This window comes from Myxococcus sp. AB036A (assembly GCF_006547355.1).
Lineage (GTDB): Bacteria > Myxococcota > Myxococcia > Myxococcales > Myxococcaceae > Myxococcus > Myxococcus virescens.
On record NZ_VHLC01000006.1, the window covers coordinates 82,466 to 106,881 of the forward strand.

General features: G+C 69.4%; 20 protein-coding genes. 3 read left to right on the top strand and 17 right to left on the bottom strand.

Features of this window, described 5'->3' with window-relative positions:
* Positions 1 to 45: 45 nt before the first annotated feature.
* Positions 46 to 1,218 (bottom strand): thiolase family protein, encoded by a 1,173-nt coding sequence (locus tag FL344_RS04190; RefSeq protein ID WP_026114036.1) that lies wholly within the window; start codon positions 1,216 to 1,218, stop codon positions 46 to 48.
* A gap of 79 nt (positions 1,219 to 1,297) precedes the next feature.
* A complete protein-coding gene (locus tag FL344_RS04195) occupies positions 1,298 to 3,676 on the bottom strand; it encodes a 3-hydroxyacyl-CoA dehydrogenase/enoyl-CoA hydratase family protein (protein ID WP_141253589.1) in 2,379 nt (792 codons plus the stop codon).
* Between the two features lie 127 nt (positions 3,677 to 3,803).
* Here FL344_RS04195 and FL344_RS04200 point away from each other — a divergent pair, with 127 nt between their 5' ends.
* Complete coding sequence (locus tag FL344_RS04200; RefSeq protein WP_141617609.1) at positions 3,804 to 5,558, top strand: M1 family metallopeptidase; 1,755 nt, start codon at positions 3,804 to 3,806, stop codon at positions 5,556 to 5,558.
* A 21-nt stretch (positions 5,559 to 5,579) separates the two neighbouring features.
* Here the strand turns inward: FL344_RS04200 and FL344_RS04205 are convergent, their stop codons facing one another.
* The 7 genes from FL344_RS04205 to cheB all read right to left on the bottom strand — a co-directional run bounded on the left by FL344_RS04205 (position 5,580) and on the right by cheB (position 11,475).
* A complete protein-coding gene (locus FL344_RS04205; RefSeq protein ID WP_140794271.1) occupies positions 5,580 to 6,464 on the bottom strand; it encodes a site-specific DNA-methyltransferase in 885 nt (294 codons plus the stop codon).
* A 220-nt stretch (positions 6,465 to 6,684) separates the two neighbouring features.
* Positions 6,685 to 6,906 (bottom strand): 50S ribosomal protein L31, encoded by a 222-nt coding sequence (gene rpmE, locus FL344_RS04210; protein ID WP_011555112.1) that lies wholly within the window; start codon positions 6,904 to 6,906, stop codon positions 6,685 to 6,687.
* A gap of 111 nt (positions 6,907 to 7,017) precedes the next feature.
* Positions 7,018 to 7,956, bottom strand: coding sequence for a 5'-nucleotidase (locus tag FL344_RS04215; protein WP_141617610.1), 939 nt, complete (start codon positions 7,954 to 7,956; stop codon positions 7,018 to 7,020).
* 72 nt (positions 7,957 to 8,028) lie between these two features.
* Positions 8,029 to 8,163 carry a hypothetical protein gene (locus tag FL344_RS39700; protein ID WP_002634075.1) on the bottom strand — a complete coding sequence of 45 codons (135 nt, stop codon included), beginning with the start codon at positions 8,161 to 8,163 and terminating at the stop codon, positions 8,029 to 8,031.
* Positions 8,160 to 8,999 carry a tetratricopeptide repeat protein gene (locus FL344_RS04220; protein WP_194858375.1) on the bottom strand — a complete coding sequence of 280 codons (840 nt, stop codon included), beginning with the start codon at positions 8,997 to 8,999 and terminating at the stop codon, positions 8,160 to 8,162. Before FL344_RS04220 ends, FL344_RS39700 begins: the two co-directional genes overlap by 4 nt.
* An 88-nt stretch (positions 9,000 to 9,087) precedes the next feature.
* Positions 9,088 to 10,410, bottom strand: a complete 1,323-nt coding sequence (locus FL344_RS04225) for a protein-glutamate O-methyltransferase CheR (protein WP_141617612.1) — start codon at positions 10,408 to 10,410, stop codon at positions 9,088 to 9,090.
* A 6-nt stretch (positions 10,411 to 10,416) separates the two neighbouring features.
* Entirely contained in the window at positions 10,417 to 11,475 is a 1,059-nt protein-coding gene (gene cheB, locus FL344_RS04230; protein WP_141590196.1) for a chemotaxis-specific protein-glutamate methyltransferase CheB, read from the bottom strand.
* Positions 11,476 to 11,815: 340 nt separating this feature from the next.
* Between cheB and FL344_RS04235 the strand changes: the two genes are divergently transcribed.
* Positions 11,816 to 12,574, top strand: a complete 759-nt coding sequence (locus tag FL344_RS04235; RefSeq protein ID WP_141617613.1) for a DUF6209 family protein — start codon at positions 11,816 to 11,818, stop codon at positions 12,572 to 12,574.
* A gap of 112 nt (positions 12,575 to 12,686) precedes the next feature.
* On the opposite strand, the gene FL344_RS04240 is transcribed toward FL344_RS04235, so the two are convergent.
* The 7 genes from FL344_RS04240 to FL344_RS04270 all read right to left on the bottom strand — a co-directional run bounded on the left by FL344_RS04240 (position 12,687) and on the right by FL344_RS04270 (position 21,621).
* Positions 12,687 to 13,868 (bottom strand): hypothetical protein, encoded by a 1,182-nt coding sequence (locus FL344_RS04240; protein ID WP_141617614.1) that lies wholly within the window; start codon positions 13,866 to 13,868, stop codon positions 12,687 to 12,689.
* A gap of 180 nt (positions 13,869 to 14,048) precedes the next feature.
* Complete coding sequence (locus tag FL344_RS04245) at positions 14,049 to 16,445, bottom strand: response regulator (protein WP_141617615.1); 2,397 nt, start codon at positions 16,443 to 16,445, stop codon at positions 14,049 to 14,051.
* The gene (locus FL344_RS04250; RefSeq protein WP_141617616.1) at positions 16,442 to 18,259 is read right to left on the bottom strand and encodes a methyl-accepting chemotaxis protein; all 1,818 of its coding nucleotides are present in this window, start codon (positions 18,257 to 18,259) and stop codon (positions 16,442 to 16,444) included. Before FL344_RS04250 ends, FL344_RS04245 begins: the two co-directional genes overlap by 4 nt.
* Complete coding sequence (locus tag FL344_RS04255; RefSeq protein ID WP_011555120.1) at positions 18,256 to 20,043, bottom strand: methyl-accepting chemotaxis protein; 1,788 nt, start codon at positions 20,041 to 20,043, stop codon at positions 18,256 to 18,258. Before FL344_RS04255 ends, FL344_RS04250 begins: the two co-directional genes overlap by 4 nt.
* Positions 20,040 to 20,411 (bottom strand): protein CrdC, encoded by a 372-nt coding sequence (locus FL344_RS04260; protein ID WP_140794280.1) that lies wholly within the window; start codon positions 20,409 to 20,411, stop codon positions 20,040 to 20,042. The genes FL344_RS04255 and FL344_RS04260 overlap by 4 nt, the downstream gene beginning before the upstream one ends.
* Positions 20,412 to 20,414: 3 nt before the next feature.
* Positions 20,415 to 20,849, bottom strand: a complete 435-nt coding sequence (locus FL344_RS04265) for a chemotaxis protein CheW (RefSeq protein WP_163884324.1) — start codon at positions 20,847 to 20,849, stop codon at positions 20,415 to 20,417.
* A 22-nt stretch (positions 20,850 to 20,871) separates the two neighbouring features.
* Entirely contained in the window at positions 20,872 to 21,621 is a 750-nt protein-coding gene (locus FL344_RS04270) for an OmpA family protein (RefSeq protein ID WP_141592307.1), read from the bottom strand.
* Positions 21,622 to 21,840: 219 nt separating this feature from the next.
* On the opposite strand from FL344_RS04270, the gene FL344_RS04275 reads away from it, so the two are divergent.
* Entirely contained in the window at positions 21,841 to 23,337 is a 1,497-nt protein-coding gene (locus tag FL344_RS04275) for a sigma-54 dependent transcriptional regulator (RefSeq protein ID WP_141617617.1), read from the top strand.
* Positions 23,338 to 23,483: 146 nt separating this feature from the next.
* On the opposite strand, the gene FL344_RS04280 is transcribed toward FL344_RS04275, so the two are convergent.
* Complete coding sequence (locus tag FL344_RS04280) at positions 23,484 to 24,326, bottom strand: pesticin C-terminus-like muramidase (protein WP_141617618.1); 843 nt, start codon at positions 24,324 to 24,326, stop codon at positions 23,484 to 23,486.
* Positions 24,327 to 24,416: the final 90 nt, after the last annotated feature.

Here is a 24,416-nt window from a genome sequence, read left to right on the forward strand (position 1 = left end):
CCCCGAGGCCCGCGCTTGAATCAGTGGCTCACGTCGAAGCGGTGACTACTTGGGCGCCTCGATGAGGGCGGCGAAGCCCATGCCGCCGCCGATGCACATGGAGACGACGCCGTAGCGGCCGTTGCGGCGCTTCAGCTCGCGCAGGATGGTGGCCACCATGCGCGCGCCGGAGACGCCCAGCGGGTGACCCAGGGCGATGGCGCCGCCGTTGGGGTTCACCTTGTCGGCGGGGATGCCCAGCTCGCGCACGCAGTACAGCGCCTGCGCCCCGAAGGCCTCGTTCAGCTCGAAGACGTCGATGTCCTCGACCTTGAGCTTGTTCTTCTCCAGCAGCTTGCGGACCGCGGGAACCGGGCCGATGCCCATGATTTCCGGGGGCACGCCCGCCACCGCGGCGTCGATGAAGTAGCCCAGCGGCTTGACGCCCAGCTCCTTCGCCTTGGCCTCGCTCATCACCACCGCGGCGGCGGCGCCGTCCGTCAGCGGCGACGCGTTACCGGCCGTCACCACGCCCTTGGGGTTGAAGGCCGGGCGCAGCTTGGCCAAGCCCTCCTGCGTGGTCTCCGGGCGGAGGATGGTGTCCACCGTGACGGTGACGTTCTGCGCCACGCCGTCGTCGTCGTAGTACGTCGTAGTGACGGGGACGATCTCCTCCTTGAACTTGCCCTGCTCGCGCGCGGTGGCGGCACGGCGCTGGCTCTCGGCGGCGAACTTGTCCGAGTCCTCACGCGACACGCCGTAGCGCGACGCGATGTTCTCCGCCGTGGCGCCCATGGAGGTGTAGATCTCCGGCAGGCGCTCCATGGCCTCGGGGTTGGCGCTCGCCTTGTTGCCGCCCATGGGGACCATCGTCATGGACTCGGTGCCACCGCCGATGCCCACGTCGTACATCCCCGCCTGGATGGCCTGGGCCACCTGGGCGATGGCCTGCGAACCGGAGGAACAGAACCGGTTGATGGTCATCGCGGGCACCGTGACGGGCAGGCCCGCCAGCAGCGTGGCCACGCGGGCCACGTTCATGCCCTGCTCGGCCTCCGGCATGGCACAGCCCAGGACGACGTCACCGATGTCCTCCGGCTTCAGGCCCGGGACCTGGGCAACGGCCTCCTTGATGGCGACAGCGGCCAGGGTATCCGGCCGGGTGTCCTTGAACTCTCCCTTGTGCGCGCGGGTGAAGGGCGTGCGGACCGCGCTGGCAATCACGACTCGACCAGCCATTTTGATGTCTCCTTGCCCGGGGGGCACCCGGGCATTCAGCGAATCTCAGGTTCAGTAGCCTATGGATACTGGCCGGCCGTCAGTTCCGCAGCGGCTTGCCCTTCTCGATCATGTGCTGCAGGCGGTCCTGGGTCTTCTCCTCGCCGCACAGGCTCAGGAAGGCCTCCGCCTCCAGCTCCAGCAAGCGCTCTTCCGTCACGAGCAGCGACGGGCTGGTGTTGCCACCCGTCAGCACCTTCGCCAGCTTCTGGGCGATCTTCCGGTCGTGCGCGCTCACCTGGCCGTTGAGCTCCATGTCGTAGAGCATCATGTCGATGGTGGCCGCGCCGCTGGTGCCCGGCAGGCGGAAGCGCGTGGGGCGGGGCGCCTTGAAGCCGGCGTCCGCCATGCCCAGCACGCGGGCCTTCGCGTCGGACAGCAGGAAGTCCCGGTTGGCGCTGATGCCATCCGCCTGCGTCAGGAAGCCCGCCTCACGGGCCTCCTCGGCGCTGGTGGCGACCTTCGCCATGCCGATGGTGAGGAAGATCTTCTTCAGGAAGGGGAAGAAGTCGAAGTCCTTGTCCGTGCCGAACGGGCCGTACACGTTGCGCAGCAGTTGCATGTTGCCGCCGCCGCCCGGGATGAGGCCCACGCCCACTTCCACCAGGCCCATGTACAGCTCGGCGCTGGCCTGGATGGCGTTGCCGCCCATCGTCACCTCGGCGCCGCCGCCGAGCGTGAGGTTGAAGGGCGCCGTCACCACCGGCACCGGGCTGTAGCGCATGCGCTGATTGACGGCCTGGAAGCCCGTCACCAGCTTGCGGATGGACTCGAACTCGCCGCTCTTGGCCGCCCACAGCAGCGCCACGATGTTCGCGCCCGCGGAGAAGTTGGAGCCGTCGTTACCGATGACGAGGCCCTTGTGGTTCTTCTCCGTCTCATCCAGCGCGGTGTTCATCATCTCGATGATCTGGTCATCGATGGAGTTCATCTTGGTGTGGAACTCGAGCAGCGTCGCGCCGTCGCCCATGTCCCACAGCGTGGCCCCGTCGTTGCCGGCGATCTTCTTGTTGCCGCGCTTGAGGTACTCCACGCGCTGCGTGCGGGCGTTCTCCGGCACCACCTTCACGGACTTCGTGGGGATGTCCCAGTACGTGTCCTTGCCGTTCTCCACGCCGTAGAAGGACGCGCGGCCCGCGGCCAGCATCTCCTCCACCCACGCGGCCGGCTTCAGGCCCAGGGCCTTCATCCGCTCCACGCCCTTCTTCACGCCGTAGGCGTCCCAGACCTCGAAGGGCCCCAGGTCCCAACCGAAGCCCCAGCGCACGCCGCGGTCCACGTTGACCACGTCGTCGGCGATCTCCGGGATGCGGCGGCTGGTGTAGGCCAGCACGTCCAGGGTGACGCCCTCGGCGAACTTCGCCGCCTTGTCCTCGGCGTTCATCACCGAGGCCACGCGCTCGCGCACGTCCTCGATGTCCCGCGCGGCGCCCAGCGACTCGTAGCGCACCTTCGCCTGCGGCCGGTACTCCAGCGTCTTCAGGTCGAGCGCGAGGATGTCCTTGCCCTGCTTCTTGTAGAAGCCGCCGCCGCTCTTGTCGCCCAGCATGCCCTTCTCCACCATCTTCTGGAGGAAGGCGGGGCTGGCGAACACGTCACGCTCTTCGTCGTGCGTCAGCGTGTCGTAACAGTTCTTGGCCACGTGGGTGAACGTGTCCAGGCCCACGATGTCCGCGGTGCGGAAGACGGCGGACTTGGGACGGCCCATGGCCGGGCCGAAAATCTTGTCCACCTCTTCGATGGAGAGCTCCGCCTTGTCCATGGCGGCGATGGTCCGCATCATCCCGTACACGCCAATGCGGTTCGCGATGAAGTTGGTGGTGTCCTTGCCGTAGACGATGCCCTTGCCCAGCACCTCTTCGCCAAAGCGGTGCAGCGTCTTGAGCACCTCCGGGGCAGTCTCCTTGCCGGCCACCAGCTCCAGCAGCTTCATGTAGCGGACGGGGTTGAAGAAGTGCGTGACGAGGAAGTTCTTCTTGAACTCCGCGCCGCGGCCCTCGGTCATCCCCACAATCGACATGCCGGAGGTGTTGGACGACACGATGGTGCCCGGGCGGATGAGCTTCTCCACCTTGGCGAAAAGGTCCTGCTTGATCTTCAGGTCCTCCTTCACCACCTCCACCACCCAATCGCACTCGGCGATGCGGTGCAGGTCGTCCTCGAAGTTGCCGACCTCGATGTTGGTGAAGACCTCACCAGAGACGATGGGGCTCGGCTTCTGCTTGCGCAGGTTGGCCAGCGCGCCCTGGGCGAACTTGTTGCGAAACGCCTTCGAGGAGGTGTCCTCGCCCGGCGCGGCCTTGGGCGGAACGATGTCCAGGAGGAGCGCGCGCACGCCCGAGTTGGCCAGGTGCGCGGCGATGCCGCTGCCCATTACTCCGGCGCCCAGCACAGCCACTTTGCGGATCCGCGTCGTCATGTGGAAAAGGCTCCCTGTTGGGAAGGAGGGGATTGCACAAATGTAGGCGATTGACCCGAAAGTCAATCGGTTCGGACGGCCAGGACACTCGCCACCAGAGGACAAGCCGACTAGATACCGGCCCTCCATGGCTCGCCTCGACCCGCACTCGTACAACGACAGCACGCAGCCTGAGACGGAAACCCTGGACTGGAGGGCCCGCGTCGATTTCAAGACGCAGCGGCTGCACGCGGAGGTCACCCACACCCTCAAGGAAGCCTCGGCCGGGCCGCTGGACCTGGATACCCGGGACTTGGAAATCCGTGACGTCGTCGACGCCGCGGGTCGTCCTTTGCCCTACATCCTCTCCCCTTCCGAGCCGATCCTCGGCAGCCGGCTGCGCATCGAGCTGCCGGTGGGGCTGCGGCAATTCACCGTGCGCTACCGCACGGCGCCGCACGCCAGCGCGCTCCAGTGGCTGACGCCCTCCCAGACGGCCGGAGGGAAGCACCCCTTCCTCTATAGCCAGTGCCAGGCCATCCACGCCCGAAGCGTGGTGCCGCTCCAGGACACGCCGCGCATCCGCATCCGCTACACCGCGTCGCTGCGGATTCCCAAGGCGCTCAAGGCCGTCATGGCCGCCAGCTTCCTGCGGCGCGAGGAGCACGGCGTGGAGGCGGAGGAGCACTACGAGATGCCCCAGCCGGTGCCGCCGTACCTGCTGGCCTTCGCGGTGGGCAGCCTGGCGCCGAAGGAGCTGGGGCCGCGCTCGCGCGTGTGGGCGGAGCCGGAGCTGCTGGAGGACGCGGCGGAGGAGTTCTCCGGCGTGGACGACATGCTGCGCGCCGCCGAGTCGCTCTTCGGGCCCTATGACTGGGAGCGCTTCGACCTGCTCACCATGCCGCCCTCGTTCCCCTACGGCGGCATGGAGAACCCGCGCCTGACGTTCCTCACGCCCACGCTCATCACCGGCGACAAGAGCCTGGTCAACGTGGTGGCGCACGAGCTTGCGCACTCGTGGACGGGCAACCTGGTGACGAACGCCTCCGCGGAGCACTTCTGGCTCAACGAGGGCTTCACCGTCTTCGCCGAGCGCCGCATCCTGGAGGTCCTGGAGGGTCCGGAAGTGTCGGCGCTGCACGGCGCGCTGGGCCGCCGCGCGCTGGACTCCGCGCTGCAGCACTTCCGCGCGCACCCGCAGTTGACGTCGCTGCGCACCCACCTGGCCGGCGTGGACCCGGACGAGGCCTTCTCCCAGATTCCCTACGAGAAGGGCTACCTGCTGCTGCGCGCCATGGAGGACGCGGCCGGGCGGCCCGCCTTCGACGAGTTCCTCCGCCGCTACCTGGCCACCTACCGCTTCCGCGCGCTCACCACCGAGGAGTTCGTCGCCTTCGCGGAGAAGGAGCTGCCCGGCGTGCTGACCAAGGTGGACGCGGAGGCGTACCTGCACCGGCCCGGCGTGCCCCCCGGGGCGCCGTCACCGCGCTCCCTGCGGCTGGAGGCGATGGACGCGCTGCGCGGCAAGGTGCCCACGCCGGAGCAGGCGAAGGACTGGACGCCGGCCGAGTGGCAGCTCTACCTGGAGTCACTGCCCTGGGACATGCCACGGGACGTCATCCAACAGCTCGACGCGCGCTTCAGCCTCACCGAGAGCCGCAACTCGGAGGTGCTGGTGGCGTGGCTGGTGGTGGCGCTGCGCGCGGGCTGGGAGCCGGCCGTGGCTCGCACCGAGACGTTCCTCGGCGAGGTGGGCCGGATGAAGTACCTCAAGCCGCTGTACGGGGTGCTCTCCGCGTCGCATGCGCACCGGAGTCTGGCGCGCGCGCTCTTCAAGAAGCACGGGGAGCGCTACCACCCCATCGCCCGTCAGGGCGTGGAGCTCATCCTTTCGCGCGCCTGAGGACGCGCGAGCAGGACGGGACTACTTCGAGGCCGCCGCGTTCAGGCGCTTCTCCGACAGGGCGAGGTACTTCTCGTCCATGTCGATGCCCACGTAACGGTGGCCCAGCTTGAGGGCCGCCACGCCCGAGGTGCCGCTGCCGTTGAAGGGGTCCAGCACCAGCGCGTCCGGGGGGCAGCTCGCCTCCAGGATGCGCTCCAGCAGCGCCACCGGCTTCTGCGTGGGATGGCTGCCGAAGGCCTTCTCCTCGCCACCGCGCGGGACGGTGAGCGTCCACAGCCGGCCCTCGCCGTCCGCGGTCAGCTCGGCGTCGCCGGAGGGCGGCAGCACCCACGCGTCGCGCATCTGCTTACCGCCGTTCTCCGCCTTCATGCGCGAGTAGTTGAACGTGTGCTGGAGCTTGCCGCCGGACTTCGGCGAGGCCCAGATGAGCAGCTCCGTGGAGTGCGTGAAGTAGCGGCACGCCAGGTTGGGGCTCGCGTTGGGCTTGAACCAGGTGACGGTGTTGAGCAGCTTGTAGCCGAGCTTCTGCATCGCGAAGCCGACGTTGAAGATGACGTGCTGGGTGCCGCTCACCCACAACGTGCCGGTGGGCTTGAGCAGGCGCTGGCAGGCCGCGAGCCACTCGGTGGTGAACTTGTGGTCCTCCTCCACGCCGCGCGACACGTCCCAGCCGCCCTTGGCCACCGAGGCGCGCTTGCCGCCCTTGCAGGTGAAGCCGCCGTTGGAGAGGAAGTACGGCGGGTCGGCGAAAATCATGTCGAACGTCTGGGGCTCGAACTGCGACATGAGCTCCAGGCTGTCACCGTGCAGCAGCGTATAGGCCTCCCCTTTCGCGTAGACGCTCTCGTTGAGCGAACGGCGGACGACTTTCAGGGAAGGGGCTGCTGCAGCGTGCGCGGACATCTCGCCTCCGTCGGACTCTTCGTCGTGGACGCGGCGGACTGTGCGGTCGCTTCGGTGCTACGTCTAATTTCTGGCCTGTAGCACCCTGAAACTTGACGGGTGATTCAGGCCGTAGAAGCGCCGCGAGCAGGGCGGGAGCGCCTCTCGTGGAGGCCCTCCGACACCCTGCTCGACGGGTACTGCTTGGACTGTGGCGGGGCCCGTGTGTGGCCCCCGCGGCCTACGCCTTCTTGGCGGAGGTCGGCGACGCGCCGTACTTCTTGCGGAAGCGGTCGATGCGGCCGGCCGTGTCCACGAGCTTGTACTTGCCCGTGAAGAAGGGGTGGCAGTTCGAGCAGATTTCCACCGAGAACGAGCCGCGGGTGGACTTCGTCTCCACGACGTTGCCGCACATGCAGGTCACGCGGGACGGCGGGTAGACGGGATGGATTTCAGGCTTCATGACACGCTCCAGTATGCCTTGCCCCCACCCGCTGACGGGTAGGAGGTCCGGCGCTGAGGGATGGTCGGCGCTTATAATGGCGCTTGGACCGCTTCACAAGGCCAGCACGGCTCAATGGGCCGCCGAGCCGGGGGGCTCGACGCGTTCCACCCATTTCTGGACGACCGGATCCGCCGGGACGTCACTGCCAAGCTGGATGTACGACAACAGATGCGTGCGCCCGGCGCCCGTTGCGCCGCCGGCCAGCTCCTTCTGGTAGGCCGCCCGCGAGGCTTCCAGGCGGGCAATCGTCGCCTCCAGCGGCTGCTTTTCCGCCGGATCCTGGGTCCCCGCCAGCCGCGCCTTCGCCCGGGTGAGGTTGCCTTCGAGCAGGCGCAGCTGCTGCCGCGTGCGCTCCTGCACGGAGGCGTCGGCGAAGCGGCCCGTCCCCTCCAACTGGAGCACCAGCTTCGCCAACTCGCGGCCCCGGGCCCCGGAAGGAATCACCGTGGCCAGGGCCTGCCGCTGGGCGATGGCCTGCCCCCGGCCCTCGTGGGACTGCACCACGAAGTCCACGCCCTCCACCTGGTCGGCCAGTTGGAGCGCCTCCGCGTGGGGCACCGCCGCGAGCACCACCACCAGGTCCACCTTCGACTTCTCACGCAGGCGCTTCGCCTCGGCGGCCACGGCGGGCTGCACCGGCAGGCCCTGCACCTGCTCCTGGGCCTGGCCCGGAACGGCCAGCCCCACCGGGGTGGGTTTGGCCATGGCGGGAGAGACGCCCACCACGCCCACCTTCACGCCGCCCACCGTCGTCACCCACGAGGCGGGGAACAGCAGCTTGCCCTGCGCGTCCGCGAGGTTCGCCGACAGGAGCTTCAGCTTCGCCTGCCGCGTCTGCTTCTTGAGGAAGCCCACGCCGAACCCGAGGTCGCGCGCGCCCACGGCCATGGCCGCGGTGCCCTGCGCGTCCATCTGCGACAGCACGAGCTCCGCGCGCGCCCGGGCATCCGGGGCCTGCGCGCTGTCCCGGCTCTTGAAGAGCGCATTGCCGGCGTCCAGCACCAGCACGGGCGTGCCCTGCTTGCGCTCCTTCTCAATCGCGACTTTTCGTCTGGCCAGACCGCCAGAGGGGTTGTGCCTTCAACCACAGGGGGCGACTTCGCCCCCATTGTCTCCGGTGAAGAGGAGGACGAGCTGCTTGGGCGCCGCGCCCGCCACCAGGGGCAGCAGGAGCAGCAGCGCCAGCGCGGCCAGCTTCACCGGACGCGGGCTCACTTCTTGCCCTTCTTGGCGGGCGCCTTCTTGTCCAGTTCGGCGATGCGCTCCTTGGCCGTCTTCGCCTCGGCGGACTTCGGGTAGCTCTTGATGAGCTCCTCCAGCGCCAGCCGCGACTCCTCCTTCATCTTCAGCTGGGCGAAGCAGTCCGACGAGCGCAGGTAGGACTCCGGCGCGGACTCCGCCTTCGGGAAGTCCTGCAGCACCTTGCCGTACTCGAAGAGGGCCTCGCGGCACTTGGACTCGGAGAAGTACGTCTCACCGAGGCCGAAGTGGGCGTCCCCCACCAGCGGGTCCTTGGCCCACTTCTTCATGAACTCGTTGTAGAGCTGGCGCGCCAGCAGCACGTCGCCGGCCTTGGCCTTCGCCTTGGCGAGCGCCAGGAACTCCTTCTTGTCCGTGGGGCGCTTGAGCTCCTCGGCCTTCTTCTTCGCCTCGGCCTCCTTCAGCGCCGCCTCGCCCTGCATGGAGACCAGTTTCTGGTCCTGCGCGGCCAGCGCCGTCTCCAGCTCGGTGATTTTGTGGAGGTACGTCTCCACCTGGCCACGAAGCTGGGCGAGGTCTTCGACCGTCTTCTGGAACTGCACACCGATGTCCGCGTCCTTGCGGCGCGCCGCGGTGTCCAGACCCTTGAGGGCCTTGGTGACCTCCGCGACCTTCTCGTCGATTTTCGGGAGCGTGGCGGCGAGCTGCTCGCGCGTCTCCTTCAGCTCCGTCTGAATCTGGGCGGAGTCGGTGCCGAGCCGGTCGACCTTCGCCTCGAGGGCACGGCCGCGGTCAGCGGGATAGAAGCAACCAGGGAGGGCCAGCAGGGATATCAGCGCCAAGCTTCGCATCGGGCGCCATCTTAGGCGCAAACGCCCTGCCCGTCCGGACTTCTCTCGTCCAGTTGGGGCCCCCGCCAAGGCCTGCCCGGCTGGCCGGTCACCGCTTCTGGATGGAAAACTCCAGCCGCTCGGCAGCATGCGCGCAGGCCACCCGGAGGCGGTCGGGGTTGAGGAAGAAGGCCACGGGGCGCGAGCGGCCCGACTCCAGGGCCTGGAAGGCCCGGCGGTACTCGGCGGCAGCCTCGGCGGTGCGCCGGCACTGCTCCAGGAGCAGCCCGAGCAGGTACCGGGCGGCGGCGTGGTCCGGGTCCAGCGTCAGGCAGCGACGCAGGTCCTGCTCCGCCACGGCGTCAGAGACACCCGAGGCGGCGCCATCCAGCACGCAGGCGAAGAGGAGGTCCGCTTCCGCGCAGGCCTCCGGGCTGGGCTCGGGCGCGGTAGCCACGGGCCCCCGGACGCCCTCCGCATCCAGGGGAGCCGGGACAGAAAGCCCATGGTGAGCCTCGGTGCGAGCGCGCTCAGGGGCTCGGCCCGGGGGCAGGGCCATGCCACGCTTCCTTGACGGTGACGCAGCGCCGTTCCAGGAGAGCGGGGCTGGCGGCGGCTCGGGCTCCCCTTCCTCCGGCCGGACGTAGAAGAACGCCTGCTCGCCGCGCCGCACCCGGAGTGTTGGCGGCACCCGGAGCAGCGGCTCGGACGCGGACAGCACCAGCGCGCCGCCGGGCGCCAGGCTCCCTGCGAGCGCCTCCACGGTGTGCTGGAAGGCCTCCGCGGTGAAGTAGATGAGGACGTTGCGGCAGAAGATGACGTCGAAGCCGCCTCCGCCGGGCGCCACCGGATACGGCGACTCCATCAGGTTGTGGCACTGGAAGCTCGCGCGCTCCCGCAGCGCGGGCGTCAGGGCTTCTTTCGCGCCGGACCGGACGAAGTACCGCGAGCGCAGCTCCGGTGGGACGCGGCGCAGCTGCTCCCGGCCGTAGGCCAGCCACCGCGCACGGCGCAGCGTGTCCCCGGCGATGTCCGTCCCCAACACCGTGCTGTCCGGGTCCGCCCCTGCCTCCGCGAGCAGGACGAGCAGCGTGGCCACCTCCTCGCCCGTGGCACAGCCCGCGCTCCAGACGCGCAGGGGCCGCCGATTCCTCGCCACCAGAGGGGTGAGGACCTGCGCTCGAAACGCGGCGAGCTGCACCTCGTCGCGGAACAGGTCCGTCTTGTTCACCACCACCGCGGCGATGAGGTCCTCCAGGTCCGTCACGCCCGACGGGGACTGGAGGAACATCAGGTACTGGTGCGGCGTGAGGCCCTGGCTGCGCGCCGCCAGCCGCTCATCCAGCCGGCGGACCTGAGGGCCGCTCAGGGCCATCCCCGTCCGCGCCGACAGGAAGGCGCGCACTCCGGCCCATGGCGCGCCGTCAGCCACCCGGGCTCAGCGTCCCACCGAGAGGGACTCTCCCCGCGCCAGTCGCACCAACGTCGCCGCGACTTCGTCACCGTGGATGAGGTGGTCCACCGCCTTGCGCTCCACCGCCGCGCCCGGCATGCCGAACACCACGCAGGACTCCTCGTTCTGCGCCACCGCCAGTCCGCCAGCCTGCTTGATGGCCAGGAGGCCATCCGCGCCATCCGCGCCCATGCCCGTCAGCACCAGGCCCACCGCGCGCCGGCCATAGGTGCGGGCGGCGCTCTCCAGCAGCACCGTGCCGGACGGCATGTGCCCATCCCGCTCCACGCCTTGCTTGATCCCCACGCGTCCCCGGAAGGGGATGACGGTGTGCTGCCCCGGCGGAGCGATGAGGACGTGCCCCGGCATCAGCGGCTCTCCGTCCTGCGCCAGCCGCACCTTCAACTTGCTGGCCCCGGCCAGCCACCCCGCCAGGGACTCCGCGAAGGCGGCGTTGATGTGCTGGACGATGACGATGGGCGCCGGGAAGTCCGCGGGCAGCTCCGACAGCATCTTGAAGAGCACCTGGGGCCCGCCCGTGCTCGCCGCCACCACCACCACGCCCATGGACACCGCCGGCAGCACCGACGTGGCCACCCGGGGCGGCAACAGCGGGCCGCGCTGGGGCCGGCGCAGGTGGCGGATGACACGCACCGAGGACAGCAGCCGGATTTCGCGAACCAGGTTCCACGCGTCCGGCCCGGCGTCGATCGCGGGCTTGATTTGCAGGGCGAGCGCGCCCAGCTCCAGCGCGCGGTACGTCAGCTCCGGCGCCTGGGAGCGCGGGTCCGCCGTGAGCACCAGGATGGGCGTGGGGCACTCGGCCATGATGTGCTCGGTGGCCGTGAGCCCGTCCATGACGGGCATGTCCACGTCCATGGTGATGACGTGGGGACGCAGCTCCTTGGTCATCTCCACGGCCTGCTTGCCGTCCGCGCAGGTGCCCACGACTTCGATATCGGGGTCCTTGCTCAGCGCCTCGCAGATGAGCTGTCGGCAGATGAGGGAGTCATCGACCACCAGCACCGACACTTTCTTGCCCATGCCCTGTCCATACCCCGTGCGCGAGCCCGGGAGTATAGCCAATGCAGGGGCCTGTCAGCCCAGCAGTCGCAGCACCACATCCATCAGGTTGCCCTGGGCGGTGTCGCCAGCCCCCGCGCCGCCGGTCCTCCTCCCCCCACGGATGGTGAAGGCTGACCACCGGGAGCCTCGAATGGACGGGGTGCCTCCGCAGGCCGCGTGGCGGTGAGGCCCGAGCCCGACTCGCACCCTCAATGTGGCTTTTTCCAACCTATATAGATAAGCGGGGAAGCCATTGACCCGATGCACGGGAGCCCGGATACCGCCGTCCGACCCCTCTGCCGCTCGAAAGGAGCGCATCTTGGTCCGGCGATTTCTTCCCTCCCTCCTCCCGCTGCTGCTGGTGGCCTCCACGGCCGCGGCGCAGACCACCCCCACCTCCATCACCTTCGATGGCGATTGGAACGAGACGCCATCGGTGGAGCTGATTCCCGTGGGTGGCCAGGTGGTCGTCAACTACGACGTCAGCCGCCTGCCGCAGTGCCGGGGCACCACCTCCTCGGGCAACCCGACCTGGACCATCACCGGCCACGTCCAGGTGAACCGCGGCCCGGTGGTGAGCTTCTGGGTGGCCGGCCACGCGCCGGACGGCAACCCCTCCCAGCGCGTCCTGCATCTCCCCGCGGGGTTGAGCGGCGCCCTGGTGATGTGGTTCGACATCTCGAGCCAGGACTGCCAAGCCTGGGACTCCAACCACGGGAGCAACTACCACTTCGCCATCGGCGCGCCGACCCTCTCCTTCAACGCGAACTGGGACGAGGTGACTGCGGGCACGCTGCGCGCCGGCCAGCAGTTCATCGTCAACTACGACGTGGACCGCCTGCCTGAGTGTCGCGCGACATACAACGGCCCGGCCTGGGCGATTGTCGCGCAGTACCGCTTCGACAACGGCCCCATCCAAGAGACAGTCGTCACCGGCTCCGGCAGGTCCGAGCCGACGGCCATCACCGCGCCGGCCGGCGCCCGCCATCTGGAGATGTGGTTCCGCAACACGGACCGCAGCTCCTGCGTGAGCTACGACAGTCAATACGGCTCCAACTATCACTTCGCCGTGGAGTGAGAGCCGCACCTGCTGGGTCGCGACCGGCTGCAGTGTCATCAGGCTCGAGACTGCAGGCGGCGTCGTGGTGAACCCGGAGCCGAATCGCCCCATCCTCATCGGCACCGCCGACCTAAGGTTGAACCGTCATGTTCAGGCGACGTGCAATCGCGGCGGCGAACTCAGCGATCGAAAGCCATAGGTTGCGATTGGAACTGAAGCCGGAGCTGACAGAGAGCACGGCGTGCGTGCCTCTGGGCACCAGACGCGTGAGCCCTTCATCCGGATTCGACGCGAGGATTGAACCATCGCTGTAAACGCACGCAGCCACGTACCGTTCGGTGAGCGATGCGACTGGCGACCAACTGCCGCCGTCCCACGAGGCCGAGGTGCAAGTCCCCACCAGGACCAACGCGTCTGAGGAAGTGCCTGCAAAGGCAGAGGGGCCCTCGACGCCGGTCCTGAGCACCGTGGCCCCGCCGCGGTTCCAGCGAACGCATTCGCCTTCCGCTGCAAGCCAGAGCTCGCCGCCACTTCGGAAGATGGCCTCGTACCAGGAGTGTTCGGCGCCGACGCCGCCTGGAATCTCGAGCGGAACCATTTGCGAGCCTTCGAACCGAAGCAGTTTCACGTTCGAGCCCGTAAGCCAGACCCCCTCGGCGTCGACCCACAAGCCATAACCCACGCCGAAATCGGGCGAAGGGATTCGACTCCACTGAGTCCCATCCCAATGAAAGACCACCCCTTCGCCGACTGCCCATACGTCTCGCGCATGGCGGCCGGAGACCCGATGAAGCGGAACGCCCGCCCCCGTCTCCACGCGCGTCCAGCCGCTGGGACCCAGGTGAAACGTCTCGTCCCCCACGACCCACGCCACCCCTGGCTCTGGAGACCAGAGATCGTCGAGGTATCCTTCGGACACGCGGGGCCCGTCGTGAACGGCCACGCCATCCCACCGGCTCACCACTCCGTCGTCGCGCAGCATCAGCACGTCGTCTCCGGAGCGCGAGAGCGCGATGTAACCTCGCTCATCCGGATAGTGTCGGAGGACCTCGAAACCACGCTGAGCTGAGGGGATGACGCTGAAGTGGATCTCGCCCCAGCACTCCCCGTCGTCCGGGGCTCGTTCCGATTCACCCGGTTGCACCTCGAGTGAGCTGCGCGGCAACTTGACGAACAAGCGGGTCACACCGGCTCCGCGTTTGAACTCGACTTCGAGTCCTCCGCGCGCTTCTGCCTCCTGGCTGGCTGCCTTTACGAACGCCGCAGTGTGGAGCGTGTCGTCGTATCGAACCCACCTCACGTCGTAACCCATCGGCCTGGCCCTCGAGCGCGGTGAGTTTGAGCGACACCGCCGCGATGGCTCGGCAGTCTATCCACCGGCCGGCCCCCGTCACCGGTCCTCCTCGCCTCCCCCACTCCAGCCCTCACCCTCAACCAACATGGCTCCTATCCCGCCTCTACGCCGACGGGGTACAGCCACTACAGGGGCCTGTCAGCCCAGCAGTCGCCGCACCACATCCACCAGGTCCTGGCGCACCAGGTCGCCCTTGGTGATGTAGCCGTCCACCCCGGCCGCCAACCCCCGCCGCCGGTCCTCCTCCCCCCCACGGGTGGTGAGGATGACCACCGGGAGTCTCGAATGGACGGGGTGCCCCTTCAGGCGCCGGGCCAGCTCCAGGCCGTTCACCCCCGGCATCTCCAGGTCCGTGACGACCAGGTCCACGGGATGCGACTCCAGGACCTCCAGGGCCTCCGCGCCGTCCGAGGCGATGACGGTGTCGTACCCCACCGCCTCCAGCAGGTTGGCGATGAGCTCCCGGGTGAGGGGCGAGTCGTCCACCACGAGGATGCGGCGCCGCCGGGCCTCGGGACCGGGCTCCACCGATGGGGGTGGACGCGGCAAGGCATTGCCTTGGTGGGCGCTGGCGGTGAGGAAGGCCGCCGAGAGCACCATGGCCAGGCGCCCATCCGCCAGGGACGTGGCCCCGGTGAGGTGGCCGAAGCGGCCCAGGATGCCCTTCAAGGGGAGGATGGCCTGGACCCGCTCCTCCAGGACGCGGTCCACCACCAGCGCCGCCGCGCCGCTCTGGCTCTTCACCACCAGGGCCAGCTCCCCCTCTCGAGCGGGCCGCGGAGGCCCCAGCCCCAGCAGTGACGACAGCGGGGCCAGCGGCAGGACCCGGCCTTCCACCAGGAGCGACGGGCGGCCGGCCACCTCGCATTGGTCCACCGAGTCCACCTTCAGCGCCCGCGAGACATGGGTGGCGCTCAGGGCCAGCGTCTCCGTCCCCACCTGGATGAAGAGCAGCGGGGCCACGGTGAGGGAGACGGGGACGCGCAGCTCGAAGATGGTGCCCCAGCCCGGTGCAGACTCCACCCCGACGTCACCGCCCAGGGCCTGGATGGAGGTGCGCACCGCGTCCAACCCCACGCCCCGGCCCGACAGGTCGGTGACGACGTCCCGCGAGGTGAAGCCCGGCAGGAAGATGAGCTCGCGGGCCGCGGCGTCGGACAGGGCGTTGGCGGCGCTCTCGTCGAACAGCCCCCTGCGGACGGCCACCTTACGGAGTTGGACGGGGTCCACGCCCATGCCGTCGTCTTCAACACGGAGGTTGATGCGGTTGCCCTCTCGAGCGGCACGCAGCGTGAGACAGCCACGCGGCTTCTTGTCCGCCGTGACGCGGTCCACCCGCGTCTCCAGTCCGTGGTCCAGGGCGTTGCGGACCAGGTGCATCAACGGCTCGCGAAGCGCCTCCACGACGGCGCGGTCGGCGCGAGTGTCCTCGCCGTCGACGACCAGCTCCACCTCCTTGCCCAGCGCGCGGGACAGGTCGCGCACCATGCGCGGATAGGGCTCGAAGAGGACGGAGAGCGGCAACATGCGCAGCGTCTGCACCTCCTCCACCAACATGCCCAGGTCGCGCAGCTCCGCGTTGGAAAGCAGCTTCGACTCGCGGTGGAGGACCGCGGCCATCTCCTTGGCCGAGCCCAACCGTGCCGCCAACGCGGCGCCCGCGGGCCCCAGGTCTTCCGCCTCGCGTGCGAGCTGGCTCAGCTCACGGGCCAGGGCCAGGCGCCGGGCATTGGCCAGCTCCCGGCGACGCGCCACCTGCGTGAGGTTGGTGACGGCGCTGGTGAGCAGGTCCAGGCTCTCCACGCCGATGCGCACCGCGGTGTCCGGACGTGACTCGGGCTGCCGGGGCGCCGTGAGGCCGTTGGAACCCTGCACCGTCGGAGCCGAGGAGGCCGCCCGGGCTCCCGCGCCGGAGGACGCCGCGGCGCCAGAGGCTTGCGGAGAGACGAGGCTCGGCATCGCGCTCCGGCCCGGTGGAGGCACGTGAGGTCGGCTCCCCTCCGCGACGGGGACCGTCAACAGCCGCCCCGGAGTTGCCCCCGGGTTCGTCTGCACGGCGGAGTGAGGGCCACCTTGGGCGCCTACGCGGCCAGCGGCCTCCGGAGTCGCGGGGGCTCCTTCTGCGGGCGCGAGACTTCCGGTCGGCAGCCGCACCGACTCGGAGCGGACGCACTCCTGCAACCACGCGACGAGCCGCTCCACCGCGGGCGGCGGCTCATCGGCGGCCTGCGTCCCGGAGAACACGAGCACGGCGTCCGCCGTGGTCAGCAACGCATCCGTGGACGCGGGGGAGAGCGCGTAGCGCAAGGGCTCGGTGCAGCGGACCAACTCCTCCATCTCGTGCACCAGCACGTTGACGTCATCAAAGCCCATCATCCGGGCTTCACCCTTCAAGCCGTGCAGCTCTCGCAGCACACCCCGCCCCGCCTCCGCGCTGGCGCCAGACTCCAGTTCCATCAAGGACCGGGTGATGCGCTCCAGGCGCACCGTCACCAGGTCCCGGAACTGTCTGAGCAGGCGCTCGCTCGGGGTCACCCGCCCTCCTCCCCCAGCGGCTCCTGGCCAATCTGGAAGCGCTCCACCACGCCCTGCAGGTCCCTGGCGAGCACGAGCAGGTCCGTGTTCGCCGTCGTCACCTGCTTGGTGGCGTTGAGGCTCTGCTGGGTGATGCGGAGGATGTCCGCCATCGTGTCGGCGAGCTGGTCGGTGCCCATCTGCTGCTGCTGCGTGGCCAGGGAGATGCTGCGCACCGCGTAGGACGTCTGCCCGGCCAGGTCGACAATCTGCCGCAGCGACTCGGACACCTGCTGCGCCAGCGTGGTGCCCGTCTCCACCGCGCGCACGCCACCCTCGGTGGCGGACACGGCCGCGGCGGAGGCTTCCCGCACCTCCTCGATGAGCCCCTCAATCTCCTTCGTGGACTCCAGCACGTTCTCCGCCAGCCGCCGCATCTCCGCGGCCACCAGCGAGAAGCCCCGGCCCACCTCGCTGGCCTTGGTGCCCTCCAGCTCGGCGTTGAGCGCCAGCAGCTCCGACTTGTCGGCGACGCCGTTGATGAACTCGACGATTTTGCCAATCTGCTGCACGCGCTTGTTGAGCCGCACCACGGCGGAGGAGATGGCGCCGTTGTCCTGGCGCATGCGCGCCATGGAGCCCAGGAAGGCCTCCGCGCTCCCCTGCCCCTGCTGCGCCGCGCCCAGCGTGCGCTGGGCAATCTCCGCCACCGAGCCCGCGTTCTCGGCGATCTGCCGCGCCGAACGCGCCAGCTCCTCCGTGGTGGCGCTCGTCTCGTCCAGCGAGCTGGCCTGCTCCGTCGCGCCCGCTTCGTAGCGTCCCGACGTGGTGAGAATCTCCTCCGTCGTCGCCGAAATCTGCGCGCCCGCCCGCTGCAACTGCGACATCACGTCCGCCAGATGCACGCGCATGGTGGTGAACGCCGCGGAGACGTCCCAGACCTCGTCCTCCGCGGGCACCACGCGCGGGCTGGCCAGGTCCCCCTCGGCGATGCGCTTCGCCTCGCGCGACAGCTCCCGGAGGGGCCGCCCCAGCATGGTGCCGCCCAGGTAGGCGGCCGTCAGCGCCAGCGCGAAGACGAGCAGCACCAGCCCTCCGCCCTGCGTCAGCGCCTCGACTCGAAGCTCCTGCGCCAACATCACCTGACGGCTGACGTCCCGCTCCGCCATGAGCCGGGTGAAGATGTGGTTGCTCAGCGCCGACGCGAGCTGCGCGGACAGCACCGCGGGCGTCATCACCGCCACGAAGGCGAAGGCCGCCAGCCGCGCACGCAGCTCCGCGCGCCGGGGCATGGCCTCGATGAGCTGCGCGTGCGTCATGCCCAGCTCCGCCAGCCACAGCACCACCTTGCGCGAACGAAGCACGACGAGGCAGTACACGAGCAGCGCGGTCAACGGCCCGAAGAGCAGGCCCAGCGCGGCGATGCGAGCGGCCACCGCCAACTCCACGCCCACGCCCAGCCACATGCACGCGCCCAGCGTCAGGGTGGTGACCAGCCACAGTCCCAGCGAGCCCAGGAAGGCCTCGTCCGGCGCGCGCGTTACCTCCGCCACCGCCGACGCCAGCGTCTGCGGTGTGGTGGGCACATCCCCACGCTCCAGCCCGCGCAGGGTGCGCTGCCGTCCCAGGGACACAGCGGCCCCCGACACCAGCGCCGTCGCGCAGAGCGCGCCGCCCAGGATGCCCATCAAGCCCATCCGGCCCGCCAGCGGTTCGGCGAGGGTGAGCGACGCGAAGCGCAGGCTGAGCGCCGCGCCCACCAGGTTGGCCAGCGGGACGGGCGCCATGAGGTGCCGGCTGAAGGAGGCCCGCCTGGGGCCCTTCTGCGTGCTCACGCGTCACCTCCCGGCCCGACGTGGAAGCGCTCCACCGCGTCTTTCAAATCACGCGCCAGGGTGGACAGGTCGGCGTTGGCCGCCGCCATCTGCTTGGTGGCCGCGAAGTTCTGCTCGGTGACGCGAAGGATGTCGCCCATGGCGGCCGCCAGCTGGTCCGTTCCCGTCTGCTGCTGCTGCGTGGCCAGGGAGATGCTGCGCACCGCGTGGGACGTCTGCCGGGCCAGCTCCAGGATGAGGCTCAGGCTTTCGTCCACCTGCGCGGCCAGCACCGTGCCCGCGTCCGTCGTCTTCAGCCCCGCCTCGGTGGCCATGACCGCGGCGTGCGTCGCATCACGAATCTCCGCGATGAGCTGCTCAATCGCCTTCGTGGAACGGATGACGTTCTCCGCCAGACGCCGCATCTCCGCGGCCACCAATGAGAAGCCGCGGCCCACCTCGCCCGCCTTGGTGCCTTCCAACTCGGCGTTGAGCGCCAGCAGGTCGGACTTGTCGGCAATCTCGTTGATGAACTCCACCACCTTGCCAATCTGCTGCACGCGCTTATTGAGCCGAACCACCGCGTCCGCGATGGCCTGGTTGTCCTCCTTCATGCGCTGCATCGCGCCCAGGAAGGCGGCGGCGCCTCGCTGTCCCGTCTGCGCGGCGGCGAAGGTCGTCTCGGCGATGGCGGACACCGACTCCGCATTGCCGGCAATCTGCTGCGCCGAGCGTGCCAGCTCCTCCGTGGTGGCGCTCGTCACGTTGAGCGACGCGGACTGCTCATCCGCGCCGGACTCCTGCTCACCGGACGTGGCCACCAGTTGCTCGGTGGTGGTGGAAATCTGGAGGCCCGCGCGCCGCAGTTGGGCCAGCGCCTGCCCCAGCTGCGTCTGCATCTGCGCGAAGGCGGCGGAGGTGGCCCACACCTCATCCTCCGCGGCGATGATGCGCGGCGGGCGGAAGTCGCCCTGGGCGATGCGCGTCGCGTCCTCGGTGATGGAGCGCAGCGGCTCGGCGATGACGGCGCCGCCCACATAGGCCGTCATCATCACCAGCACCGCGACCAATCCAGCCACCGCGAGCCCGCTCGTCTCACTGGCCCGTCCCGCCACGTCGCGCTGCACGTGGGCTGGCGCGCCCACCATCGCATCCACCGCGTCCATCGCCCGCGTCACCGACGCGTCGAGGATGAAGAAGGACGGACTGAGCACGGCGATGGCGGTGAAGAGCACCATCCGCCGGCGGATGTGCAGACGGCGCGGCGGCGCCGTGGCCACCACCTCCAGCGGGGACAAGCCCTGGGCCGCCACCAGCTCCACCGCCTTGCGGGCGCGGCGAGCCACCATCAGGTAGACGAACAGCGCGCTCAGCGGCCCCAGGAACAGGCCCATCAGCGCGAGCCGCATCCCCAGCATCCACGTCCCACCCACCAGCGGAACGAAGACGAGCGCCACGCCCAGCGAGGCCAACAGCCAGCACTGAAGGACGAAGGCGAAGCTCCGCTCCGGGAAGGAGCGCGCTTCCAGCAGCGCCTTGAGCAGGGCCTCGTGCGTGGACGGCAGCCGGCCTTCGCCCAGCGCGTACAGCACCCGCAGCGCGCGCCGTCCATGGACGCCGGTGAACCAGAGCGCCAGCGACAGCGCCACGCCCACCAGCAACAGGAAGGGCCCCCAGGTGCCCTCGGGCACCGTGCCGGTGAGCTGGCAGTGCAGCAGCACCAGCACCGTGCCCATGGAACTGCCCAACAACGCGGGACGCGCGGTCCACCGCGCCAGGCCCCTCATGCCCCCGGGCACCGTCATGCACCCTCCCCTGGATGCCCGCGCAGGAAGCGCTCGAAGTCCGCCAGTCCCACGAGGGGCCACAGCTCTCCTCGCGCCATCACGAAGCCCTGGAGGCTGCCCCCCGACGCGCGCACCGTCACCGGCGGCGCGGGCAGCACCCGGTGCGGCTCCGCGTCGATTTCCAGCGCGTCCACGCCCACCGCCCCACCCGAGGCGGACACCAGCACGCGGGCGGAACCCTCCGTCTCATGGAAGGCCCGGCGCGCGGAGGCCGCCGCGTGCCCGGAGGGCGACGCGATGGAGGCCACCTCGTGCGCATGGAAGGCGAGCCGGTGGGGACCGGCATGGCAGAGGAGCATTCCCCGGACGTGGCCCGGCGGCTCCATGACTCAGGTCCCCTGACTGAGGTGGTCGAAGAGCCCTTCCGGGTCGATGACGGCCACGTCCCGGGGGCCGCTCTTGGCGGGGCCGCGCAGGTGGACGTGGACGCCCGTGGGGCCCAGGGGCTCCAGCGTGCCCGTCACCGGGGAGACGCCGGCCACCGTACTGGCCGTGAGGGCCAGGGTCCCACGCGGCAGGCGCACGAGCACCGCCCTTCGGGAACCCTGACTGACGCCGCCCACCAGCAGGCCCATGTCCACGACGGGGATGACTTCACCCCGATGCGCGAACACGCCCAGCAGGTGGGCTGGAGCGCCGGGCACCCGCGTGAGCTCGGGGAAGGTCACGACCTCCGCCGCGCTCTCCGCGGGTACCGCATACCAGCTACTGCCACAGGCGAAGACGAGATAGGACTGACGCGCTTCCGGCTCTTGGACGGCCATCACACGCGCAGCCTACCTCAGACTAGCGCTGGAACTCGACGCGGCGGTTCTCGGACCACGCGTCTTCGGACGAAGCGGAGTTCACCGGGCGGGTCTCACCATAACCCACCGTGCCCAGCTGGCTGGCCGGCACGCCCAGGTCCGTCAGGTAGCGCTTGACGGACGCCGCGCGGCGGTTGGAGAGCTGGAGGTTGTACTCCTCGGTGCCGCGCTCGTCGGCGTGGCCCGCCAGGGTGACGCGGCCCGGCGCGGTCTTCATGCACTGAGCCAGGTCGGACAGGCGCTGCTGCGCGTCCGCGGACAGGCCGGACTCGTTGAAGCCGAACGGGATGGGGCTCCAGTCGCAGCGCTCCGCGGAGGCCGTCACGCACTGGCCGGCCTGGCACTCCTGGCCCTCGCCGCAGTCAGCGCTGGACGCGCAGGTGTTCTCGGGGACCTGGCAACGGCCGGACTCGCACTTGCCGCCGCCGGGGCACTGGGTGTCCTGCTGGCACTGGGCCTCGGCGCACTTGCCGGCCTCGCAGATACGGCCGCTGCCACAAGCGCTGTCCGTGGTGCACTCAGGCGGCTTGGGGGCGCACTTGTTCGCCTGGCAGGTGAAACCCTCCTGGCAGTTGGCGTCAGTGGCGCACTCCTGGCACTGGCCCTGAACGCAAACTTCGCCCTTCTCCGCGCAGTGCTCATCCTCGTTGCACTTCGGATAGGAAGGGGTGCAGCCGCCCATGATGGCGACGGCGAGGGAGAGCCCCGCCAAAAGGGAAATCTGACGCATTATTTCCTCCAGAATTCTGTAGTCGAAAACGCGCCCGCGCCCGCGGGGTGTAGTCGTTGGCGTGTAGTCTCACTGGAGGGGGTGAGTCAAAACATTTGTCCCGCGCAGGACACCCCACCCCATCGCCGAAACCCTTGAATCTCCAAATATTTTCCGTGAGATTGTCACGATTGACCCGCGTGTGGCGCGCCCCGTGGCGCGCCTCGGGGAAAGCCCGCCATGCCCGCCTCTGTCCTCATCGTCGATGACGAGAAGAACATCCTCCTCACCCTGAGCCAGTCGCTCCAACTGGCGGGGTATCAGACGCACCTGGCCAACAGCGGGCAGGTGGCCCTGGATGTCGTCAGCGCCCGTCCCGTGGACGCGGTGCTGATGGACGTGAGGATGCCGGACATGGACGGCCTCACGGCCCTGGCGAAGCTGACCGAGCTGAAGCCGGAGCTGCCCGTCATCATGATGTCCGGGCACGGCACCATCGACACCGCAGTGAAGGCCACCCAGTTGGGGGCCAGGGATTTCCTGGAAAAGCCAATCGCCCGGGAGCGGCTGCTGGTGGCGCTGCGCAACGTGCTCAAGCACCAGGCCGCCATGGCGGAGCTCCAGGAGCTGCGGGCACAGCTGGGCCGCTACGACATGGTCGGCAGTGGACCGGCCATGCAGCGCATCTTCTCGCTCATCCAGCGCACGGCGCCTTCCGAGGGCCGGGTGCTGATTACAGGTGAGAACGGCACGGGCAAGGAGCTCATCGCGCGGGCGCTGCACCAGCACTCGAAGCGCAAGGGGCAGCCCTTCGTGAAGCTCAACTGCGCCGCGGTGCCGCATGAGCTCATCGAGAGCGAGCTGTTCGGCCACGAGAAGGGCGCCTTCACCGGCGCGGTGAGCGTGCGGCGGGGCAAGTTCGAGCTGGCCCACGAGGGCACGCTCTTCCTGGACGAGATTGGCGACATGCCGCAGGCGATGCAGGCCAAGCTGCTGCGCGTGTTGCAGGAAGGCGAGCTGGAGCGCGTGGGCGGCGCGGAGACGCACAAGGTGGACGTGCGCGTCGTCGCGGCGACGAACAAGAACCTGGAGGCGGAGATTGCCGCCGGGCGCTTCCGCGAGGACCTCTACTACCGCATCAACGTGGTGCAGATTCATTCGCCCCCGCTGCGTGAGCGGCGCGAAGACTTGCCGGACCTCATCAAGACGTTCCTCGACGAGGCCTGCGCCAAGAATGGACGCCGGCCGCTGACGCTGTCCCCCGACGCGCTGGCGGTGATGAGCGCCTACGACTATCCCGGCAACGTGCGCGAGCTGCGCAACCTGGTGGAGCGGCTGGCCATCCTGTGTGAAGGCCCCATCGTCACCCGGACGGATGCGCTGGAGCTGTTGCCCCGAGGCCGGAACGTGCCGCCGCCCGCACCGGTGGAGACACCCGCGAGCCCCCTGCCCCCTCCTTCTCCCGAGGCCGCAGTGGTCCTGGCGTCCAGTACGCCCGCGCCCGCCATCGCCGCCCCGGTGGCGACCGAGCCTCCCGCGCCCGTGGGCTTCCGGCCTCGCGCGGACCGGACGTTCCGCGAGCAGGTGGAAGACGCCGAGCGGGAAATCATCCAGCACGTGCTTTCCCATACACACGACAACGTGACGGAAGCCGCGCGGTTGCTCGACCTGGAACGCGGTCACTTCTACAAAAAAATGAAGGCCTTGGGCTTGCGCCGCGGACAGAGCGAATCCTGACTGCCTGACAGTCATTACCGCCAGGCAATTCCAGACGCGCGAAAGCAATCGCGTGCCGCTCCAGCCCGGCGGCTCCCGTACTGCGGGCGCAGGCCCGGAGCCTCGGCGTCTCCGCCGCGCTCCGGGCCTTGTTGGCCGCAGCGGGCTCAGCTCAGGGTCGCGATGCCCTCGCCCAGCAGATCCGCCTCGCGGCCACGGCGCGACGGATAGCGGTCACCGAAGTCCTCCAGGTTGGCCTTCGCGTCGTCCCACCGCTGCTCCGTCACCTGCGCGAAGAAGTTGGGCGTGGCCGTCTTCAGCGAGCCGTACTGGAAGCCCACGGAGGCAATCACCGTCTGCATCTCCCGCGGCAGCTCCGCGAACTTCGGCCGGCTGCCACCGTCCGCGGCGTTCAGGCGCTCTACCTCGGTGTTGTACTCATTGACGACGTTGTCCAGCGCCTCGCCCTTCACGGCCCGGTCCAGCTCCTTGACCTCTTCCGCCGTCAAGTTCAGCGGGTTCTCCTCCAGGAAGTCCGCGGCGTCCTGGCCCTTCTTGCCCAGGTAGGGCTCCAGCTTCGTCTTCAGCGCGTCCGACAGCCCCAGCCGGTCCAAATCGTTCATGTCCCGGGCGCCCAGGTCCACGCCCGTGCCCACCGTGACACCGCTCTTGCTCCCCGTGGCGTCCGGGACATAGCCATCCTGTACCGCCCGGCCCTCCTGCTCGGCGATGAAGTCCCAGTCGACGTCCGGCTCCGTCGCGGCGGCAACTCCGCCCTCCGGAGCCACGGCCTGGGCCTCGACCGCCGGTTGCGACTGCTTCGCCGCGTGGGCGGGCCGCGAGTCCCAGCCGTCCTTCACCGAATAGCCCTTGGCCTTGTTCTGCTCGGGCTGCCGCGCGTCCTCGCGCCGGTTCGTCTCATTCCGGAGGCCGCGGGCGGACTCCCCTCCCGACACCCGCGACTCCCGCTGGGAGCTTCTTGAAGACGAAGAGCGATCGATTCCAGTCATGGCAAGTCCTCACTGAGTCCGGGAAAATTCGACTAACAGTGTGGAGCCTGCCACCCACATCACCCTTCATCAAGCCGCAGTGCGCGATTT

Coding starts and splice junctions, on each gene's coding strand:
- FL344_RS04260 (WP_140794280.1), bottom strand. CDS start 20,411: ATGGAGCCGCCGGGCCACGTCCGGGGAATGCTCCTCTGCCATGCCGGT.
- cheB (WP_141590196.1), bottom strand. CDS start 11,475: ATGGGCAAGAAAGTGTCGGTGCTGGTGGTCGATGACTCCCTCATCTGC.
- FL344_RS04280 (WP_141617618.1), bottom strand. CDS start 24,326: ATGACTGGAATCGATCGCTCTTCGTCTTCAAGAAGCTCCCAGCGGGAG.
- FL344_RS04220 (WP_194858375.1), bottom strand. CDS start 8,999: ATGCGAAGCTTGGCGCTGATATCCCTGCTGGCCCTCCCTGGTTGCTTC.
- FL344_RS04240 (WP_141617614.1), bottom strand. CDS start 13,868: ATGGGTTACGACGTGAGGTGGGTTCGATACGACGACACGCTCCACACT.
- FL344_RS04195 (WP_141253589.1), bottom strand. CDS start 3,676: ATGACGACGCGGATCCGCAAAGTGGCTGTGCTGGGCGCCGGAGTAATG.
- rpmE (WP_011555112.1), bottom strand. CDS start 6,906: ATGAAGCCTGAAATCCATCCCGTCTACCCGCCGTCCCGCGTGACCTGC.
- FL344_RS04255 (WP_011555120.1), bottom strand. CDS start 20,043: ATGACGGTGCCCGGGGGCATGAGGGGCCTGGCGCGGTGGACCGCGCGT.
- FL344_RS04190 (WP_026114036.1), bottom strand. CDS start 1,218: ATGGCTGGTCGAGTCGTGATTGCCAGCGCGGTCCGCACGCCCTTCACC.
- FL344_RS04275 (WP_141617617.1), top strand. CDS start 21,841: ATGCCCGCCTCTGTCCTCATCGTCGATGACGAGAAGAACATCCTCCTC.
- FL344_RS04200 (WP_141617609.1), top strand. CDS start 3,804: ATGGCTCGCCTCGACCCGCACTCGTACAACGACAGCACGCAGCCTGAG.
- FL344_RS04205 (WP_140794271.1), bottom strand. CDS start 6,464: ATGTCCGCGCACGCTGCAGCAGCCCCTTCCCTGAAAGTCGTCCGCCGT.
- FL344_RS04265 (WP_163884324.1), bottom strand. CDS start 20,849: ATGGCCGTCCAAGAGCCGGAAGCGCGTCAGTCCTATCTCGTCTTCGCC.
- FL344_RS04270 (WP_141592307.1), bottom strand. CDS start 21,621: ATGCGTCAGATTTCCCTTTTGGCGGGGCTCTCCCTCGCCGTCGCCATC.